Source organism: Symploca atlantica LB2515 (assembly GCF_052546295.1).
The window spans coordinates 1,431,727-1,449,906 of record NZ_JBQWMT010000001.1 but is presented as its reverse complement, the minus strand read 5'-3'; the positions used below and the strand labels follow the sequence as shown (position 1 = coordinate 1,449,906).

Below are 18,180 nucleotides of genomic sequence, written 5' to 3'. Positions count from 1 at the left end.
TCTTGTGTTGTGGTTATTCCAGAGGCTATTGGCGGCATTTGGTACACCAAGAAGTGATACTCATCGGCGTACCCCTGATGGTGCTTGGGGTAATCATTTTCGAGTAATCACCACAATTGTCGCAGTTCTTGCCAAGTGAACCAGTTAGCGGTAACTGATCAATTATCCACCGTAATCACGGCGCTGATCTTGATCCAGCACCGTGATTACGGTCTTTGCAGCCTCTATTTTTATAAGGGGAGAGAGAATCCTCAGCAGGTTAGGTTAGTTGAGTCAAATGCTCACCTACACGCAAAGCATTGGCAATGATCGTCAAAGCCGGACTCACACCAGAACTCGATGGTAAGAAGCTACCATCAACAACATATAAATTATCAACATCATGAGTGCGGCAGTTGATGTCTAACACTGAAGTCTGCGGATCTTCTCCAAAACAGCAAGTACCGCACTGATTCGCCACAACTTGAATTGGGACTTCGCCACGGGGATAAACGCCACTGGATGGCAAGACAGATTGTTCGCTGTTTTTTTCTATAGCTTTCAGTACTTCCATCCAGCGATAAATCAGGCGATCATGGGCTTCGGTGTTGTTGGGAGTGTAATCTAAATAAAGTTTATTTCCCTCAACTCGTACCCGGTTGTTAGGATCGGGCAACGCTTCCGTCTGTACCCACCAACCAATTGAGCGCACGGCCAACTGCTTTAAACCAAACCCAGGCATCGCTTTTGCCAATACCGATAAAATCGGTGGAGATTCGGCAAAAGTTACATCTTGCAGTAATCCCCCCGTATTCTCAATGTGGCCCATGGGATAGGGGAAATTCTCATCCCCCCAGTAAAAATCATTGATACTGATCGTGCGGGGAAACTTGCCGGAATTAGCGGTTGCACTCAGTTGTACTACCGCCGACATCTGATGTCTCATCAGGTTCCGTCCCACCAAATCCGAACTATTGGCTAGTCCGTTGGGATGTTTTTCATTGGCAGAACGCAGTAGCAGTGCTGCGGAGTTGACTGCCCCACAGGAAAGCACTACAGTATCAGACGAAAATAAGTAAGATTGCCCAGCAATTTCTGCCTCCACCGCTTTAACAGTTCGCCCTGACGAGTTGGTGTGCAAGCAAACGACTTTGGCAGAGGTTTTCAGTGTCACATTGGGGAACTTCAGGGCTGGAGTGATACCAAATACCTCAGAATCCCCTGTTGGGTCATCATCTTGGCGGGTTAGGGTTAAGGGTAACGTTGCTGGATGTAAACCCTGCTTGGCGATCGCAACTGCAACCTCCTGCATTTTTGGTTCATTATCAATCGCCGGATAGGGATAATCGGCACTCCGTGGTGGTTCAGTCGGGTCGTCTGCTGCCTTACCATGAACCTTGTAAAGCTGTTCTGCTTCTGTGTAATAAGGTTCAAAGTCTTGGTATTTGAGACACCATTCTGGAGAAACACCTTCTTGATGTTTAACCACCTCAAAATCCCGTTCTCGCATTCTCAGTAGCGCCGCAGCGTAGATTTTGGTATTTCCACCAACGGCGTAATTAGTCTGCGGAGAAAAGGATTCCCCATTGTTGTCATACCACTGTTCGGGGGCGTGATATCGCTCTCTTTTAAAAACATCAACGTTGCTTCTATTTTGCTCCTCTAGGGGCATAAAATCACCCCGTTCTAAGACGAGAATTTTCTTCCCCGTCGGAGCAAGTTTATTAGCTAAAGTCCCTCCTCCTGCCCCTGTCCCGACGATAATTACGTCGTAATATTGGTCATCAATAATCATCAGAATACCTTCACTTTTAACTCACTGCCAGACATAAAGGAGAACAAACAAAATAATCCAGATTACATCAACAAAGTGCCAAAATAGTGACGTGGCAGCGACACCAAATTCTCCACCATCGTAGTTACCTGGAATAAAGGATCGCACCAACATCAACGACTGCAATAAGACCCCTGTAAGTACGTGCAAGCCGTGAAACCCGGTAAGTAGATAAAAAGTGCCACCAAACAAACCGGAAGTAAAGCCAAATTCAAGACCACTCCATTCCACGGCCTGACCGTATAAAAAGTAGGAACCCATTGCCATGGTCAGCAACCAAAAAGCACGGAATCCCCAAAGATTTTTATCGTGGAGAAATCGTTCGGCAATGTAAATGACAAAACTGCTAGAAACCAAGATGACGGTGTTAATAGCAGGTTCTTTAACTTCTAACCCCGATACCCCCGGTGGTAGCCAGTCTACAGTACTAGTTTTATAGATAATGTATCCGGCAAAAAAACTGAGGAAAATGACACTTTCTGACAAGAGAAATATGATGAAGCCAAACATACTATTGCCAGCTTCATCATGGGTATGTTCGGCTGCATGAGCAGCAGGAGATACCTGTTCAGACTTTAAAGAACTATCAACATTAGTTGTGCTCACTTTCTACCTCCAAAGCATTAATATTGGCAACTAGGGGTTCTTGCTTGCCGTAGCCATAGGGTTCAGCCACAACGATGGGGATTTCTTCAAAGTTCTCGTGGGGTGGTGGTGAAGATACTAACCACTCCAAGCCAATTGCCCGCCAAGGATTAGCAGGTGCTTTCTCTCCCTGTACCCAAGAACTAACCATATTGAGAATGAAGGGTAGAGTAGACATTCCTAGCAGAAAAGCCCCTAAACTAGCGATCACATTCCAAAAAGCGAACTCTGGATCATAAGAAGCAACTCGACGGGGCATTCCCTGTAATCCCAAGGGATGCATGGGGAAAAAATTCAGGTTGGCACCAATAAAGGTTAGGGCAAAGTGCAGCTTTCCTAATCCCTCGTAATACATGCGCCCTGTCATCTTAGGAAACCAATGGTAAATCGCAGCATAGATGCCCATTACCACAGCGCCGTAGATGACGTAGTGAAAGTGACCAACCACAAAATAGGTGTTGTTGACATGAATATCAACAGGTACAGCCGACAGCATAATGCCCGTAATGCCGGAAAACACGAACATGACTAGACCACCTAAGGCAAACAACATGGCTGTATTTAAGCGCAGTTTGCCGCCCCAAACCGTTGCCACCCAGGCAAAGACTTTGATTCCTGTCGGTACAGAAATCAACATGGTAGAGAACATAAACAGCATCCGCATCCATCCCGGCGTACCACTAGCAAACATATGGTGTACCCAGACGACGGCGCTCAACGTGACGATAATCAGTGAGGAAACGGCGACGACTTTGTAGCCAAATAACGGCTTGCGAGCATAAACGGGCAGGAGTTCTGAGAAAATGCCAAAAATAGGCAGAATAATTACATAAACGGCCGGATGGGAATAGAACCAAAAGAAGTGCTGAAACAGAACTGGCTGACCCCCAGTGGCTGGGTCAAAAAAGGTTGTCCCCACCGTTAGATCACACATCAGCATAACGGCCCCTGCGGTGAGGGCGGGTAAACCAAATAACTGAATAATTTGAGCGCTGAGTACAGTCCAGACGAAGATGGGCATACGGAAAAAGGTCATTCCCGGTGCTCGCATCCGAATAATGGTGGTGACAATATTGACGGCCCCCATAATGGACGATACCCCCGACAGGGCCACTGCTAACAACCAGAGGAATTGACCGTTAATCAAATTGCCTGTAGGATTTTGCAGACTCGCGGGCGGGTAAGACCACCAACCTGTCTGGGCTGGGCCGCCGGGAACCAAAAAGCTGGCCATCAAAATGGTGCCAAAGACAGGCACCATCCAAAAGGCAGCGGCATTCGGGCGAGGGAATGCCATATCTCGCGCCCCAATCATCAGGGGTACTAGATAGTTAGCCAAGCCTGCGAGCACGGGAAACGTCCACAGAAAGAGCATTACCGTGCCATGCATGGTAAACATGGCATTGTAGACGGTGCGATCTACTAAATCGGCTTCCGGGGTAATTAGTTCGCCTCGAATAATCATGGCGAAGATGCCACCGATTAGAAAAAAGAAAAAGGCGGTAACTATATATTGAATGCCAATTACTTTGTGATCGGTACTGAAGCTAAAGAAGCGTTTCCAGTTCTCTGGCGCACCGGGAAGCGGTTGTTCAGTCTTAGAAGCGATCGCTTGATCAGAAAGATTAATCATGAAGACTTATCCTGAGAACTAGAGTAGTTAACAATGGGGGGTGAAGCAGGGACAACGGTTTTCCAACCTGGCTTTATGGCTTTTTCTGAGGCTTTGGTGTATTCCTCAAAGGCCGGATTAAATGCTGCTTTTGGGGTTTGATTTGCTGCTTTAGCTAGCCATTGCTGATAGGCTTCTGGCGACTCTACTACTACGTCTGCTTGCATAGAGGCGAAGTAAGTCCCGCTGTATTGAGAGTCCCGCAGGCGATATTTTCCTTCGCGAATCGGGGTGAATTCAAAATTAATCGGTTGATTGGGGATGATGTCTTGTTTGAGACGAAAGGCAGGGATGTAAAAGCCATGAATCACGTCTTCCGACTTGAGTACCAACTTCACCCGTTTGAGCTTGGGTAAATGTAGTTCGGTACTGGTAACATTTTGCTCAGGATAGTGGAATTCCCATGCCCACTGGCGAGATAGAACTTCAATGGGTTCCATCGACTCCATTGATTTGGTCTGATCATTGATTGGTGCCGCCTCGGCTGTTGGCATACTCAGATGAATATGTTCCATGGGGCCGAGTATCGACATTTGGTCGTAGATTTGGTAGCTATAGGTCGCAATCCAAATTACTAAGGCAAAGGGAATTGCTGTCCAGACAATTTCTAGGGTGACATTTCCTTCAATATGCGGGCCGTCACTAAGGTCATATTTGCCTGTCCGTTGGAAAATTACGGAATAGGTTAAGACTCCTACCACACCGAGAAAAATGAAAGTTCCCAGGGTGACTAAAAAGCTAAATAAATCATCAATCAGCTTCGATTCAGCCGAGGCTTGGGGTGGAAACCAGGAGTAAGCCTGTTGTCCCATCCAGAGACTGATTGCAGCAAGGGCGATCGCGCTAGCAATCAGGGTCAAAATTATGCGAAGTTTCATCGGTTCCCTTACTTCAAAAATACATTCGGATTTTCACCCAACCTCAACAGGCGATCGGCGCTAATATGAACGCCAAAATCAGCCGCTAGTTGTGCTCCTAAAGTGCCGTGGAGGAACATCAGGGCGAAAATTCCTAGTCCAACTAACAGATAACTCCACTGCACTTGTCGTGTCATATCCTTGCGCCAGAGAAAACGCTGGAAACCTCTCCATATTGCCATTGAGACAATAAGGGCTAAGAGAAGGACACCGCCTACTCCATGCCAAAGCATGGTTTCCATTGCTTGCAATCCCCAGGCACTCTTAACATCGGCGGGTGGATCTGCCAGCAAAATTTCGTAAAATCCTGCTGCTACTGTAAAGAAGGTGATGATGGCTGCTGCCATCATGTTGTACCAGCCAACATCATAGAAACTAGAACGGGTGGCGGGAATTGCCAGAAACTTGAAGACGGGTTTTTCTAGGGGGAAGAAAACCCCAACCATGTCAAAGGCGATCGCGGCGATAAACAGCCCCAAGGTAAGATGCACCAAGTTAGGGTGAATGGGGATGGAGTAGGGCAACCCATTGGCCCCTAGTTGCCCCTCTAATTGGTCAATCAGTTCTAAACTCATTACAATACTCCTTCCCGAACTGCTTCTACCACTTGCACGGTATGCAACCCGTAGATCCAAACCAGCTTATCGCCAAGATAGATTTGGAAAAAAACCACACTCGTCAATAGCACACTCATTCCTAGATAGGGTATTGGCAATTGCTTCGGGTTACGGGAACGAAGTACGTAACGCCATCCGGTAATTCCGGCAATAATTCCCGAAAGTGACCAGCCAATTAGTGTATGTAAGTTCAGCGTTGACTCTACTACTTCATAGGGCTCTGCTAAACCGGCTTCAATTTGCCCGAAAATAATAGCGATAAAGACGGAAATTGTCGCAAAGAACATATTCCACCAACTCACTTCGTATAAACGAGGATTACGAGTCAAATAGCCTACTAAATCGCATAAAAAAGCAAATAACACCATCGCGATTACAAAATGAACCACGATGGGATGCATTGTGTCGGGATAGGGTAAATTATGGTCATTAAGGGGTGGAAGATATTCAAACACAGTGCTTTCCCAGTAGCTTGCTTACTCTTAATAGAGCTTAACAAATAGCCAATCGGGACAATTGTATTTTTGGTTTCAGAAACTCTAATTTCCTGGAATATTTAAGTATTTTTTTACTATATTTCAGTATTTTTTTACTAGATGAACGCTTGAGAGTATGTCTTTTGACAAAAAGCAAAACATCCTTTATTAATTGAGTAGACAATGATATAATTATTTCCGTTTATCTAATTGAATTGCTTAAGATAAAAGCTGTCGCTGAACAAGCATTGTCGCTGACCATTTAGTTTCGTCAAGCCCAGCGAAAGCTTCGCAACTTTTTGGAGATGGCTGATCAGAAAATAGCCACAAGTGTACGAGAGATCAACAGAGATACTCTTAGGATTTAACGGGGATGGCTTTGCTAAGGTAAAGGCTCAAAAATAAAAGGGAAAGGAAGTCGGAGGTGCAGATACTTGCTCCTTTCCCTACTGCAGAACTAGGAGATAATTAACTAGATGGTTTATTTTTCTGGGACTTTAAGCGCCAACCAGGCTTAACTACTTGATGCCCACGAGCAACTACCAAGCTATCATCAGAGACATCTTCTGTGACCACGGAACCAGCCGCAACCGTGACATCTTCTCCCAGGGTTACTGGTGCAACTAACACGCTATTAGAACCAGTCTTACTGCGATCGCCAATATGGGTAGGATGTTTATTAACACCGTCATAATTAGCCGTAATTGTCCCAGCGCCAATATTGACTTGATTTCCTAAGATGGCATCTCCTAAATAAGAGAGGTGAGAAACCTTAGTGTTTTTGCCTAACTTAGCATTTTTTAGTTCCACAAAGTTACCAATGCGGCAAGATTCTCCTACTACTGCATGACCCCTGAGATGAGCGTACGGACCAATTTGAGTGCCGTCTTTAACCACGGATTCACTGACTACCGAATACAGCGCCGTCACATTCTCCCCTAATTGGCTGTTTTCAATCAGACTACCTGGTCCAATGCGACTACCAGAACCAATTATAGTATTGCCCCGCAAATGAGTTTGGGGTTCAATAATTACATCTGGCTGCAATTCCACTGTGTCATCAATCGTAATACTTGCCGGGTTAATTAAGGTCACCCCGGCCCTCATCCACCCATCCTTGACTCGTGTTTGCAAAATCTCATAGGCTGTTGCCATTTGTTTGCGGTCATTAATACCGAGAATTTCCTGGTAATCTTCAACATCTACCGCCATCACTGGCGCGAGGTAGTTAACTGTGTCTGTGAGGTAATACTCCTTTTGGTCATTGTTCGTCTTTAATTGGGGCAGTACTTCTGCTAATTGCGACCAATTAAAGCAATAAATACCAGAATTAACGCGGCGATTTTGCTTTTGATCTGTTGTACAATCACGGTCTTCAACAATCTGCTTGAGTAGATTCTGACCATCACAAAAAACGCGCCCGTAGCCTTGAGGATTAGGCATTTGAGCCGTGATCACTGTTGCGGCATTTTGGTGAGTCTGATGAGTCTCCAACAATCCGCGAAGAGTACTCTCTCGTAATAGGGGTACATCTCCATACAATACCAACAAATCCTCAGTGAATCCTTTTAGATAAGGCATCACTTGTTGGACAGCATGACCTGTACCTAGTTGCTCAGTTTGTTCAATAAACTCAATGGCTGAGTAAGCCTCCAAAGATTTTTGTACTTGTTCACCCTGGTAACCAACAATTACGAAAAGCCGTGAAGGTTCGATTGAAAGACAATTTTTAATAACTCGTTCGATAAGGGAAAGTGAACCCAATTTATGACATACCTTGGGCAGGTCAGATTTCATTCGAGTCCCACGACCCGCTGCTAGAATCGCTATTGCCACCATGATTAGCTATCAGCTTTGTGCTATTTTGTGCTACCAACTTTCAGATTTTTGTGCCCACTGATGATCACAAGATCTAATTCAGTGTGCCAAAATCTCTGTCAAATGTATCGGATTTAGAGCCGATCATCCCAGAAATCTGTAGGTTGACCTAAGATTTCCTAGCTAGAGTTTAACCAACGCTTTTTCCAGTGAGAAGTCGGCTCTAAACAAGATGCTTCTCGTTCAAGGCAACGCCGTTGTAAAATAATTGGGGCAGAGTCACCCAAGTCGGGGTCACGGTAGGGAACAGCCGCACGGGTTTGCAAATGTTCCAGCGCTCGCACTGACAAAGGTGGTAAGTCAACAGCACTAAAACTACCGACAGTTCCCGGTTGCCTGCCTCCTACCTTTGGGGTTTCGCCCATCTTCAGTCCAGTTGCCAGAAAGGCTATTCGTACTGCTGCTGCACAGGAATAGGTCGCAACTATCCCTTCTCTAGCACAACAGCTAGCTAAACGGTGAATAAATTCCATTGTCCACAACTGAGGAGAGCGAGGCGGAGAAAAAGGGTCGAGAAAAATGGCATCTGCTTGCCACTGCGATTGTTGCAACTGTTGAATCCTTATCCTGGCGTCGCCGAGATAAAGTCGGGCGTGCAGTCGCTCAGTTTTAACCTCAAGAGAAGTTCCCAGAACTTTCAGCAGTTGCGGGATAGGCTGACTCCAGCTATCCAGTAAACCATGGGCGATCGCTGCTTGGGGTACAGCTTGCTCTAATTCCAGGGCAACTAACTCAACACAGCAGTTAGGATTGGTCTGCCAAATCACCTCAAGAGCCGCTGCGCTATTGTACCCTAGACCATAGCAGACATCAAGAATACGCAGTGTCGGCTGTTGCCCTCTTTGGGCTAACTGACAGGGCGCAACAAACTTTAGCAAAGCTTCAGCTTTGGCTCCTTGTCTACTATGAAACGATTCACCCATTTCTTCAGAAAAGAAAGTGAATGAGCCATCGGCTGTTAGCTGTGGCGTAAAAACATCAGTGTCTGGCATCAAGCAAGCTGGAAACAGGGGTGCTAATCAAAAGTCTGCTTTTTACGCTCTGCTGCCTATCCCAGTCTCATAATTAATAGTAAGGGAAAGCATGAGGGTGAGCAGATGGAAAAAAAATGGCTAAGATCTTGTCGTAGATTTAGGAGGTTTGGCGATCAGCCCTTAGAGTCTATCAAAACAATCCTCAACATCCTGACGAGTATTATTAAGTACCTGCCTTTAGCTGCATATTCTGCGGTAAAAAGCTTTTTTCGTGGTGTTCCTCGGTGCCAATCCCTACTCCATGGGGCGGCTCAACTTTTATTTAAGAGTAACCACGCTAAGCTAAAAATCAGTATTATTTACGTTTTACTGTTTACTTTCACCTTCTTGTCAGCCGCCGTTGCTCAGTTACCAACAAGCAACACAACCTACTCAACCACTGCCAAGATATCGACTAACCCTCAATCCTTGGTAGAGCAGGGTAAAGCTTTCTACGATGCGGGAAACTTCACTGAAGCTGCCGTAAGTTTACAACAAGCCGCTGACGCCTTCAAAACCCAGGGGGATTACCGGCGACAGGCAATGTCTTTGAGTAATCTCTCTTTAGCTTATCAGCAACTAGGAAAATGGACTGAAGCTGAACAAGCGATCACTGAGAGCTTACAACTCTTAGAAAATAGCACCACAAGCGCTGACTGGAAACTCCAAGGCGCAGCCTTAGATATTCAAGGACAACTGCACTTAGCTCAAGGGAAACCTGTATTGGCTGGGGAAAGCTGGAAAGAGGCAGCTAGCAGCTACACCAAAGCCGGGGATGAGCAGGGTGTACTCCGTAGCCAAATTAACCAAACTCAAGCCCAGCAAGTCTCAGGAATGTACCGCAGCGCCTTGAAAACTCTGCAACAGGTAAACACAACTTTGCAGCAACAGCCAAATTCTCAGCTTAAGGCGACTGCACTACGTAGTCTTGGTAATACCCAGCGCCTAGTGGGTAATATTAAACAATCCCGAGAGGTTTTGTTACAAAGTTTGGCTGTTGCCGAGGCAGTACAATCTCCCCAAGACATCAGTGCAACTCTATTAAGTTTGGGCAACACGGCTAGAACTCAAGGGGATAATTCAGCCGCTCTAGATTATTACCACAGAGCAGCAAACGCAGCCTCAAATATACCAACTACCAAAATTAAGGCCCAGCTTAATCAGCTTAGCCTCCTGCTCGAAACCTCACCAGGGTCAACCGATCAGCAATTAGTTTCCCAAATTACAGCACAGTTGGCACAACTGCCTCCTTCTCGTACCTCAGTGGAAGCTCGAATTAATTTAGCTCATTCCCTGATGCAATGGCAGAGTGAGACAAAGGAACATCTGCCAGAAATTGTCGAGCAACTGAGGACAGCAATACAACAAGCGAGAAGTATTAATGACCCCAGGGCCGAATCTCAAGCTCTTGGTCAGTTAGGTACTTTGTATGAACAAAATCAGCAATTAAGTACTGCTCAAGAGTTGACTGAGCAAGCCTTGTTGCTGGTTGAGTCAATTCACGCCCCAGAAATTGCCTACGTCTGGCAATGGCAATTGGGACGGCTCCTGAAAGCTCAAGGAGAAACAACGGGAGCGATTGCCGCTTACACTACGGCGGTGAAAACCCTACAGTCTTTACGTAGTGACTTAGCTAATATTAACCCTGATGTCCAATTTTCTTTCCGGGAAAGTGTTGAGCCAGTTTATCGCGAACTAGTTGGATTACTCTTACAAGCCCCAGATACTCAAACCAGTCAAAGCAATTTAATCCAAGCTCGTCAAGTTCTTGAGTCTCTCCAACAAGCAGAACTAGTCAACTTCTTTAGGGAAGACTGCTTAAATAGCACTGCCATTCAGATTGACGACGTTGACAAAAGAGCCGCCATACTATATCCAATTGTTTTAAAAGACCGTTTAGAGGTGGTTCTGTCTTTACCAGATGCTCCCCTGCGTCACTACGCAACTCCTCTGCCGCAAGTAGAGGTAGAAGCATATTTTCAACAGCTGCGCCAAGCAATTGCACCCGAAAGTGTTGAGCCGACTCGAGGGGGGAATTCTTTTATTACCCTCGTGCAACGAGCACGCGGTACTTATCCTGAGCAAGAAGAGGATTATTTAACCTTTGCTCAACAAGTCTACGATTGGTTAATTCGACCAGCAGAAGCTGAGCTGATTAGCAGTGGAGTCAAAACTCTGGTCTTTTTGCTAGATGTCCCTTTGCTAAATCTACCCATGGCAGTTCTTCACGATGGAGAGCAGTTCTTGATCGAGAAATATGCGCTTGCCATCACTCCAGGACTACAACTGCTAGACCCTAAACCTCTAGCGCGAGGTAAACTCACTGCCCTCAAAGCAGGCATTACTAAAGCCAGGGATGTTTTTCCTCCCCTGCCCTTTGTCCAGCGAGAATTGCAAGAAATCAGTGACGTAATACCAGGAGAACTCCTGCTCAATCAAGAGTTTACCAGTTCAGCGATTGAAAGGGAAATCGACTCAGCTCCTTTCCCTGTGGTTCACCTGGCAACTCACGGTCAATTTAGTTCCAACGCCCAAAACACATTTATTCTTGCTTGGGATGAGCGTCTTGATGTCAACCAGCTCAACAACCTGCTGCGCTCCAGAGCAGAAAGTGGTGAGGGGGCAATTGAACTTTTGGTACTAAGTGCTTGTCAGACGGCAACCGGAGATAAAAGAGCAGCTCTAGGACTGGCTGGGGTAGCTGTAAGGGCCGGAGCCCGCAGCACCCTGGCAACTCTCTGGTTAGTTGATGATCGAGCGACAGCAGAGTTGATGATCCGATTTTATCAACAATTAGCTGATACAACAGTTACCAAAGCCGAGGCCCTGCGCCGTGCTCAAATATCGCTTTTACGGGATACTGCCTACGATTTACCTCGTTTTTGGGCACCTTTTATTCTGGTGGGAAATTGGCTATGATACCCAACTCTTACAAGAGTGTAATCACAGCAGTCTAGCACTTCGTGTAGCAGAAGCGGCGCTGCTCAGTTGCGGGAAAATTGGCGATTTTCAACAATGCCTCGTCCCCCTTGTCTCTTCTATCCCACAAGCGACATCATTATAGTAATTTAGCAAAATGATAACCACAATGACCCTGGCCCGAGAAGGGAGTATTACTGAGGAAATTGGACTAAAATCAACCAAAACTACAGGTCATCACCTGAACTTAAAAACACTTAACGAGACTAATTCCTAATCGCAAGATTTCTCATGACAGGCTAATTGTGGACAACCTTTACTGGCTAGATCAGATTCAACCCACGGAGTACCTCTGTGTAGGCAATAAAGCCTTTAACTTAAGTCAGCTATTGCAGCGTGGCTATCCGGTTTTGCCTGGTTTGGTGGTTCCGGGAAGAGCGTTGTGGGAATTCCTGGAAATTTTGGGTGAGTCTGAACCACTGCTAGCAGATTTTCCCCAATCTAATTTGCATGTAGATCTAGACAATCCGGCTCAATTACAGCTTGTCGCGCAACAAATTCGTCACGAGATGATCACAACAGCTTTACCTCCACAATGGGAAGCTTCAATCTTGAAGGGAGCTGAGCTTTTACAAGCAACGAACTTGATTTTGCGTCCTTCTCTCTCTCTCCAAGTCCAAATTATGGGCGTTACTAACTTTACCTTTGACACTCCCCGCTCAATATTTGAGATTTCTCATAAAGCTCGTTCTTTACCGATGAAGATGTGGGAGTCCCATATCTCTTCCCAGGAACCAACAGTACTGACATTATCTGTAAAGCGTGTTTGGGCAGAACTATTTAGGGCGAGAAGCCTATTTTACTGTCAGCGTAGTAGTGTTAACCTACAGCAACTGAATTTGGCGGTTTTAGTGCAACCAATTAGAAATGCGATCGCTTCCGGCACTCTCAAAGCTGATCCCGATGAGTGGAGTATCGAAGCAACCTGGGGATTAGGAACGGCGATTAACAGAGGAGAGGTATTGCCAGATTTCTACAAAATAGATCCGAAGACTGGCAGCGTCTACACTAGGAAATTGGGCAGTAAAACCCGTGCTTATTGCCTAAGACGAAGAAAGGAACAAGAATCATCTTCGTTAGCTCAGAGTGGAGTTTCTCAAGTCCAGAATTTGAGCTTACAAGTCTATCTTCTGGGTACAGAACAACAAAAACAATACGCTCTTCCAGAAAAATATCTCAAGCAACTGATTGAGTTGTCTGAACGCTTGAGCGCTGAAATTGATCGAACTTTTTCTTTAGAGTGGACACTTTGTCAAACGCCAGAAAGCTCAATTCCCCAGCTGTACCTTACCCAATTTAGTCTTCGTAGCTCGAAACAATTAGCAATCAACGAGAGCGAAAACCTCAGAGAAACAGAGCAAAACTACCAATCAACAGCTTTACAGCAAGTGTTGCAGGTTGAATCTGGGAGACTCTATCTACCAAATCAGGACGCAATTATTCAACAGCCAAGTCCTTTTTATCAGTTGGAAAGTTCACAAGAGTTAACGGACGAAGGTTTAACAGCTCAAGATTCCCCTCTGTCCTCAAACCTAAACTACGCTCATTATTTGCCAGCAACAACCTCCGCAGAGAATGAGAAAGTTGAGGGTAAACCATCTTCTACAAGGCAGCCTGCGATTCCTTCAAACCTGCCATCTCAAGGTTCGTTGCTCAACCCTCAGATACTTAGAGGACTACCAGCAGCGGCTGGACGCGTTACGGCAACAGCTCAGGTAATTACTGGTGAGAACCATGATTTAGAGGCAAAGATTGCAGGGAAAATTTTGGTGACTCATAGCGTTGCCCCTGACTGGTTACCTTTACTGAAGCAAGCTGTTGGCATAGTTACTGAGCAAGGAGGAATGACTAGCCACGCCGCAATTATCGCTAGAGAACTGGGTATACCTGCTGTCGCTAGTGCTGCTGGTGTGACCAAAGTCATTCAAAGCGGTGAGTTGCTTCTGGTTGATGGTACTCAGGGAGAAATCCATCGCTTGGCAGCAGGGAAGAGTTCCCCAGCTAGCCCGTCGAAGCTGGAAGTTTCTCCTCAACCTTCCCATCTGCAACCTTATTTTCCCATCGCCACTCAACTGTTAGTTAACATCAGCCAGCCCGACTCTCTGAGCAGAATTGCTGGCTTGCCAGTGGATGGGGTAGGGTTATTGCGCTCGGAACTAATGATGCTTAATATTCTGGAAAACCTACACCCCAACGAATGGCGCAGGCGGGGACGCGATCGAGAATTAGTAGAAAGACTCGCCCAGCTTATTATTCAATTTGCTGCTGCCTTAGCGCCACGACCTGTAATGTATCGCTCATGGGATTGGCGATCCCATGAGTTTCAATCTTTAGTGGGTGACCCTTCAGGAAACGAACTGGAAGTTAATCCGATCATTGGTTTACGCGGCACTCGTAGCTATGTGAGAGACCCCACTTGCTTCGACTTAGAACTGGCAGCCTTAAGGAAAGTTTACTCTTACGGATACACCAATATTCAGCTAATTTTGCCTTTTGTTCGTACCGTTGAGGAGTTTATTTTCTGCCGTGATCGCGTCGAAAAAGTTGGTTTAACGGAGAATCCCCAATTCCAACTCTGGATTATGGCGGAGGTGCCGTCAGTGTTGTTTTTGCTTCCTGATTACGTTAAGGCCGGTGTTCAGGGCATTTCTATTGGCACCAATGACTTGACTCAACTGTTACTAGCTGCTGATCGTGACCACGAGCGGTTAGGAAACCAACTCGATGGACGGCATCCTGTGGTCAAGCAGGCAATTGAGCAACTGATCGCAGTAGCAAAAAACACTGGCATCCCCTGCTCAATTTGCGGTCAGGCACCCAGTCAGTATCCTGAATTGATTAACTCTTTGGTGGACTGGGGTATTACTTCAATTTCTGTTGATATCAATGAAATTCAGAGTACCTACAGGGCAATTGCTCGTGCTGAGCAACGTATTCTCCTCCAAGCAGCACGCCACAAAATTGGTGGCTAGGAGTTCTCGGAGCCATCAAAAAAAAGATGCGGCTGCAATTGTCGGACAAACCGCACTGATTGCAAGGCTCGACCAAAGCTTCAAAAACTCCGAGCAACCTGAAAACTTGATTTGATGTTACGCAACATTGCATTCAAGATTACTATTAAGGTTGGAGCAGCCCAACGAAGTTTTTTTAGTTCAAAAAAATAATAAACCGATACTCAAAATTTTTTAGTAGTATGAGCTACCAGAGTCCGGTCAGAGTCCCCTTCGTTGATCTTGCGCTGCAAAACCAACCACTTCAAGCCCAGCTAGAACAAGCTATTAATGCTGTAGTCAGGCAGGGAAATTTTGTTTTGGGTCAAGCTTTAGCCGATTTTGAGGCGTCTTTTGCTGCGGCATCTGGTGTTAGATACGGTGTTGGTGTAGGTTCTGGAACAGAAGCAATTGCTCTGGGACTGCAAGCTTGTGGCATTAGTGCGGGTGATGAAGTAATTATTCCAGCCAATACCTTTATTGCTACAGTAATTGGCGTAGTTAAAGCAGGCGCCCATCCAATTTTGGTCGATTGCGATCCCCAGACTGCCCTAATTGACTTGAGAGCTTGCCAACAGGCGATTACAGCCAAAACTAAGGCAATTTTACCGGTGCATCTCTATGGTCAGATGGTTTCACCACGTCGCTTACGAGAGTTTGCCGCTGCTCATAACTTGCTCATCTTTGAAGATGCGGCTCAGGCTCACCTGGCTCATAGAGAGGGTTATCTCGCCGGATCCGTGGGTAAAGCAGCAGCCTTCAGCTTCTACCCTAGCAAGAATTTGGGAGCCTTAGGTAATGGCGGCATGGTGCTAACTAATGATGCTGCGGTAGCGCAAAAAATGCGCTCATTGCGTAATTATGGCGCACCCCGCAAATATTTCCACGTGGACATTGGTACAAACAGTAGGCTCGACGAAATTCAAGCTGCTGTCCTCAATGTCAAGCTGCCTCATTTAGGAAAATGGAACCAGTTACGTAATTCTGCGGCTCAAGAGTATGATGCTGTCCTCAAGCCGCTGCGCAACCAAGGAATTTTTCCTATTCAAAATCAGGGCGGTGCTGGTCACGTTTACCATTTATACATTATTCGAGTTAGTCAAGAATGCCCTGTAGACCGACAGACTATCCAGGATAAACTGGCAACGAGGGGAATTCAAACCGGCATCCACTATCCTATTCCCTGTCATCTTCAGCCAGCTTACAAATATTTGGGGTATCAAGCTGGTGATTTTCCTCACGCCGAAACTCTCTGTCAAGAAATCCTGTCTTTGCCCATGTATCCCGGCTTGAGTAACACTCAAATCCAAGAAGTCGCTGAGTCCTTAGAATACCTGTTAAGAACTAGTTCTCCTGCTGTAATTGCCTGTTAATAAAATGCAATATCGAAGCAAGATTCCTGTTGCTGTCGAGCGTTACCTGCTAGATGGCTTGATCGTTGCTTTACTAAGCGTACTTTATGGGCCCCTACTCTTTCACTGGTATGATGGCTGGCTCAACAAAAGTATCAGTATTGAACACGAGTACTTCAGCCATGGGTTGATTGGTTTACCCTTTGCCGTTTACATTTTCTGGATGCATCGGCAACGTTGGCGTCGGCTTCCAGATAGCACCCATCCTCTCGGTGCAGTTCTCCTGGTTTTAGGAGGAGTATTTTATCTGAGTGGTCAATCAGAACTGGTCAATTTATCTTTCCCCACCGTATTAACAGGACTGTGTTTTTGGTTAAAGGGTAGTCCTGGCTTTAAGCTGCAAAGTTTTCCCCTGTTACTAGTATGGCTAGCAACACCAACAGCAGTTCCCTACTTAATAGAACCTTATATCTTGCCACTACAGCGATTCATTGCAGGCGTAGCTGGCTTCATCCTAGTCCAGTTCGGCATTGACGTTACAGTTGAAGGGATTAACTTGTTTGTTGGTGGACGTATTGTGGAAGTAGCGCCCCACTGTGCTGGTCTTAAGATGATGTTTACCAGTCTTTATGTGGGTTTGATGCTGGTTTATTGGACAGATACCTGGAAGTCACGACAGAAGACAACTTTGTTTTTGTTTGGTGCTATCTTACTCAGCATTAGCGCTAATATCGTCCGTAATACGCTGCTTACTTTCTTTCATGGTGCAGGCAAAGAAAATGCTTTTAGGTGGCTGCACGACTCTTGGGGGGGTGATGTTTACTCTGCCTGTATGTTACTCCTGCTGCTACCGCTAATTAATATGATTGAAAAACACAACTGGTTGTCAGGGGCATCAACTACCCTAGCAGAAGGCGAAGATTGAGCAAAACGTCTTGGCTAGCAGCTAATGGGGTTCTCAAATTGTGCTGCACTCAAGGCAAAATAAGATGAAATCAGTGAGTCTGTTCAAGGGAATCCAGCGCTCTCAAGTTCAGAGAATGCTGGTGTTAGTGCTTCTTTTAGTCCTGGTAGTCATGGGAGCAGTACCAGGTTACTGGACGGGAAACTGGCCTTGGGCGCAACTACCATCAGTTACTAACCTCAAGGAAATCCGAAAGTTACGAACAACTGGGCTGGAAATTTCTGGCTGGCATACTATTGAGCAAGAAATCAGAAAAATTGGCGGTCATCAATGGTCGTATCAGAAAATTGAGGGAGAATATGCCAAACCGATAAGAGTGCTGTTATTACCCCAGAGTGATTCTAAATCACAGCCCCAAGTCGAGTGGGAAGCTATCAAAGGATTCTATAAATGGCAAACAGATTCCCAGACAAGAATACGGCTGGCGGTTAACCCCTCTGGCTCAGCAACAGAGGTTGAAGCTCTTTTCTTTCGAGCTTATCCTCGACAAATTTTTAGAATAAGTCCTGAGCAGTGGCAGACTTTAAGCAGAAAGCAGCAGCAGCACGTGACCGAGCAACAGCAAACTTTAGCAATACTACAGTGGTATGCTTGGCCAGGAGGTGGGCACCCAGCTCCCAGCAGGTGGTTTTGGGCAGATCAATTTGCTCAATTGCGTCGTAACAGAGTACCTTGGGTTGCGGTTTGCCTGCAAATTCCCATTGAACCCTTGGGCGATATTGAAGCATCTCGATCTTTGGCAGAATCCCTAGCTAAGATGGTACAAACAAGCTTGATGACAGGGCCTCTGACCAAAGCATCGAGGGAAGCATCTTAAAGCAGATGCAATGATCTGGGCATCTACAAATTTTTCTGATTAAGAAC

At 45.9% G+C, this 18,180-nt stretch carries 14 protein-coding genes; 6 read left to right on the top strand and 8 right to left on the bottom strand.

Going from position 1 to position 18,180, the window contains the following annotated elements; translation table 11 throughout:
- Positions 1-4: 4 nt before the first annotated feature.
- A complete protein-coding gene (locus tag ACT7WV_RS06170) occupies positions 5-139 on the top strand; it encodes a hypothetical protein (protein WP_445102063.1) in 135 nt (44 codons plus the stop codon).
- Between the two features lie 120 nt (positions 140-259).
- Here ACT7WV_RS06170 and ACT7WV_RS06165 read toward each other — a convergent pair whose 3' ends face one another.
- The 8 genes from ACT7WV_RS06165 to ACT7WV_RS06130 form a co-directional block, all read right to left on the bottom strand.
- A complete protein-coding gene (locus tag ACT7WV_RS06165; protein WP_445102062.1) occupies positions 260-1,774 on the bottom strand; it encodes a GMC oxidoreductase in 1,515 nt (504 codons plus the stop codon).
- Positions 1,775-1,795: 21 nt separating this feature from the next.
- Positions 1,796-2,419: a cytochrome c oxidase subunit 3 gene (locus ACT7WV_RS06160; protein ID WP_445102061.1), complete on the bottom strand. Its 624-nt coding sequence runs from the start codon at positions 2,417-2,419 to the stop codon at positions 1,796-1,798.
- The gene (ctaD, locus tag ACT7WV_RS06155) at positions 2,406-4,091 is read right to left on the bottom strand and encodes a cytochrome c oxidase subunit I (RefSeq protein ID WP_445102060.1); all 1,686 of its coding nucleotides are present in this window, start codon (positions 4,089-4,091) and stop codon (positions 2,406-2,408) included. The genes ACT7WV_RS06160 and ctaD overlap by 14 nt, the downstream gene beginning before the upstream one ends.
- Entirely contained in the window at positions 4,088-5,008 is a 921-nt protein-coding gene (locus ACT7WV_RS06150) for a cytochrome c oxidase subunit II transmembrane domain-containing protein (protein WP_445102059.1), read from the bottom strand. Before ACT7WV_RS06150 ends, ctaD begins: the two co-directional genes overlap by 4 nt.
- An 8-nt stretch (positions 5,009-5,016) precedes the next feature.
- Positions 5,017-5,622: a DUF2231 domain-containing protein gene (locus ACT7WV_RS06145; protein WP_445102058.1), complete on the bottom strand. Its 606-nt coding sequence runs from the start codon at positions 5,620-5,622 to the stop codon at positions 5,017-5,019.
- Positions 5,622-6,119 carry a DUF2231 domain-containing protein gene (locus ACT7WV_RS06140; RefSeq protein WP_445102057.1) on the bottom strand — a complete coding sequence of 166 codons (498 nt, stop codon included), beginning with the start codon at positions 6,117-6,119 and terminating at the stop codon, positions 5,622-5,624. The genes ACT7WV_RS06145 and ACT7WV_RS06140 overlap by 1 nt, the downstream gene beginning before the upstream one ends.
- A gap of 489 nt (positions 6,120-6,608) precedes the next feature.
- Entirely contained in the window at positions 6,609-7,979 is a 1,371-nt protein-coding gene (gene glmU / locus ACT7WV_RS06135; RefSeq protein ID WP_445102056.1) for a bifunctional UDP-N-acetylglucosamine diphosphorylase/glucosamine-1-phosphate N-acetyltransferase GlmU, read from the bottom strand.
- A gap of 158 nt (positions 7,980-8,137) precedes the next feature.
- Positions 8,138-9,010, bottom strand: coding sequence for a tRNA (5-methylaminomethyl-2-thiouridine)(34)-methyltransferase MnmD (locus ACT7WV_RS06130; protein ID WP_445102055.1), 873 nt, complete (start codon positions 9,008-9,010; stop codon positions 8,138-8,140).
- A 105-nt stretch (positions 9,011-9,115) separates the two neighbouring features.
- Between ACT7WV_RS06130 and ACT7WV_RS06125 the strand changes: the two genes are divergently transcribed.
- From ACT7WV_RS06125 to ACT7WV_RS06105, 5 genes are all read left to right on the top strand, one after another.
- Entirely contained in the window at positions 9,116-11,950 is a 2,835-nt protein-coding gene (locus ACT7WV_RS06125; protein WP_445102054.1) for a CHAT domain-containing protein, read from the top strand.
- A gap of 305 nt (positions 11,951-12,255) precedes the next feature.
- Positions 12,256-14,982, top strand: a complete 2,727-nt coding sequence (locus ACT7WV_RS06120) for a putative PEP-binding protein (protein ID WP_445102053.1) — start codon at positions 12,256-12,258, stop codon at positions 14,980-14,982.
- Between the two features lie 221 nt (positions 14,983-15,203).
- Entirely contained in the window at positions 15,204-16,373 is a 1,170-nt protein-coding gene (locus ACT7WV_RS06115) for a DegT/DnrJ/EryC1/StrS family aminotransferase (protein WP_445102052.1), read from the top strand.
- Positions 16,374-16,377: 4 nt separating this feature from the next.
- Positions 16,378-17,277 carry a cyanoexosortase B gene (gene crtB / locus ACT7WV_RS06110; RefSeq protein WP_445102051.1) on the top strand — a complete coding sequence of 300 codons (900 nt, stop codon included), beginning with the start codon at positions 16,378-16,380 and terminating at the stop codon, positions 17,275-17,277.
- 64 nt (positions 17,278-17,341) lie between these two features.
- The gene (locus ACT7WV_RS06105) at positions 17,342-18,133 is read left to right on the top strand and encodes a cyanoexosortase B system-associated protein (protein WP_445102050.1); all 792 of its coding nucleotides are present in this window, start codon (positions 17,342-17,344) and stop codon (positions 18,131-18,133) included.
- The last annotated feature ends 47 nt before the right edge of the window (positions 18,134-18,180 follow it).

What these genes read in the sequence shown, in the direction of transcription:
- ctaD (WP_445102060.1), bottom strand. Translation starts at nt 4,091, where the DNA reads ATGATTAATCTTTCTGATCAAGCGATCGCTTCTAAGACTGAACAACCG.
- ACT7WV_RS06115 (WP_445102052.1), top strand. Translation starts at nt 15,204, where the DNA reads ATGAGCTACCAGAGTCCGGTCAGAGTCCCCTTCGTTGATCTTGCGCTG.
- ACT7WV_RS06130 (WP_445102055.1), bottom strand. Translation starts at nt 9,010, where the DNA reads ATGCCAGACACTGATGTTTTTACGCCACAGCTAACAGCCGATGGCTCA.
- ACT7WV_RS06150 (WP_445102059.1), bottom strand. Translation starts at nt 5,008, where the DNA reads ATGAAACTTCGCATAATTTTGACCCTGATTGCTAGCGCGATCGCCCTT.
- ACT7WV_RS06125 (WP_445102054.1), top strand. Translation starts at nt 9,116, where the DNA reads ATGGAAAAAAAATGGCTAAGATCTTGTCGTAGATTTAGGAGGTTTGGC.
- glmU (WP_445102056.1), bottom strand. Translation starts at nt 7,979, where the DNA reads ATGGTGGCAATAGCGATTCTAGCAGCGGGTCGTGGGACTCGAATGAAA.
- ACT7WV_RS06165 (WP_445102062.1), bottom strand. Translation starts at nt 1,774, where the DNA reads ATGATTATTGATGACCAATATTACGACGTAATTATCGTCGGGACAGGG.
- crtB (WP_445102051.1), top strand. Translation starts at nt 16,378, where the DNA reads ATGCAATATCGAAGCAAGATTCCTGTTGCTGTCGAGCGTTACCTGCTA.
- ACT7WV_RS06145 (WP_445102058.1), bottom strand. Translation starts at nt 5,622, where the DNA reads ATGAGTTTAGAACTGATTGACCAATTAGAGGGGCAACTAGGGGCCAAT.
- ACT7WV_RS06105 (WP_445102050.1), top strand. Translation starts at nt 17,342, where the DNA reads ATGAAATCAGTGAGTCTGTTCAAGGGAATCCAGCGCTCTCAAGTTCAG.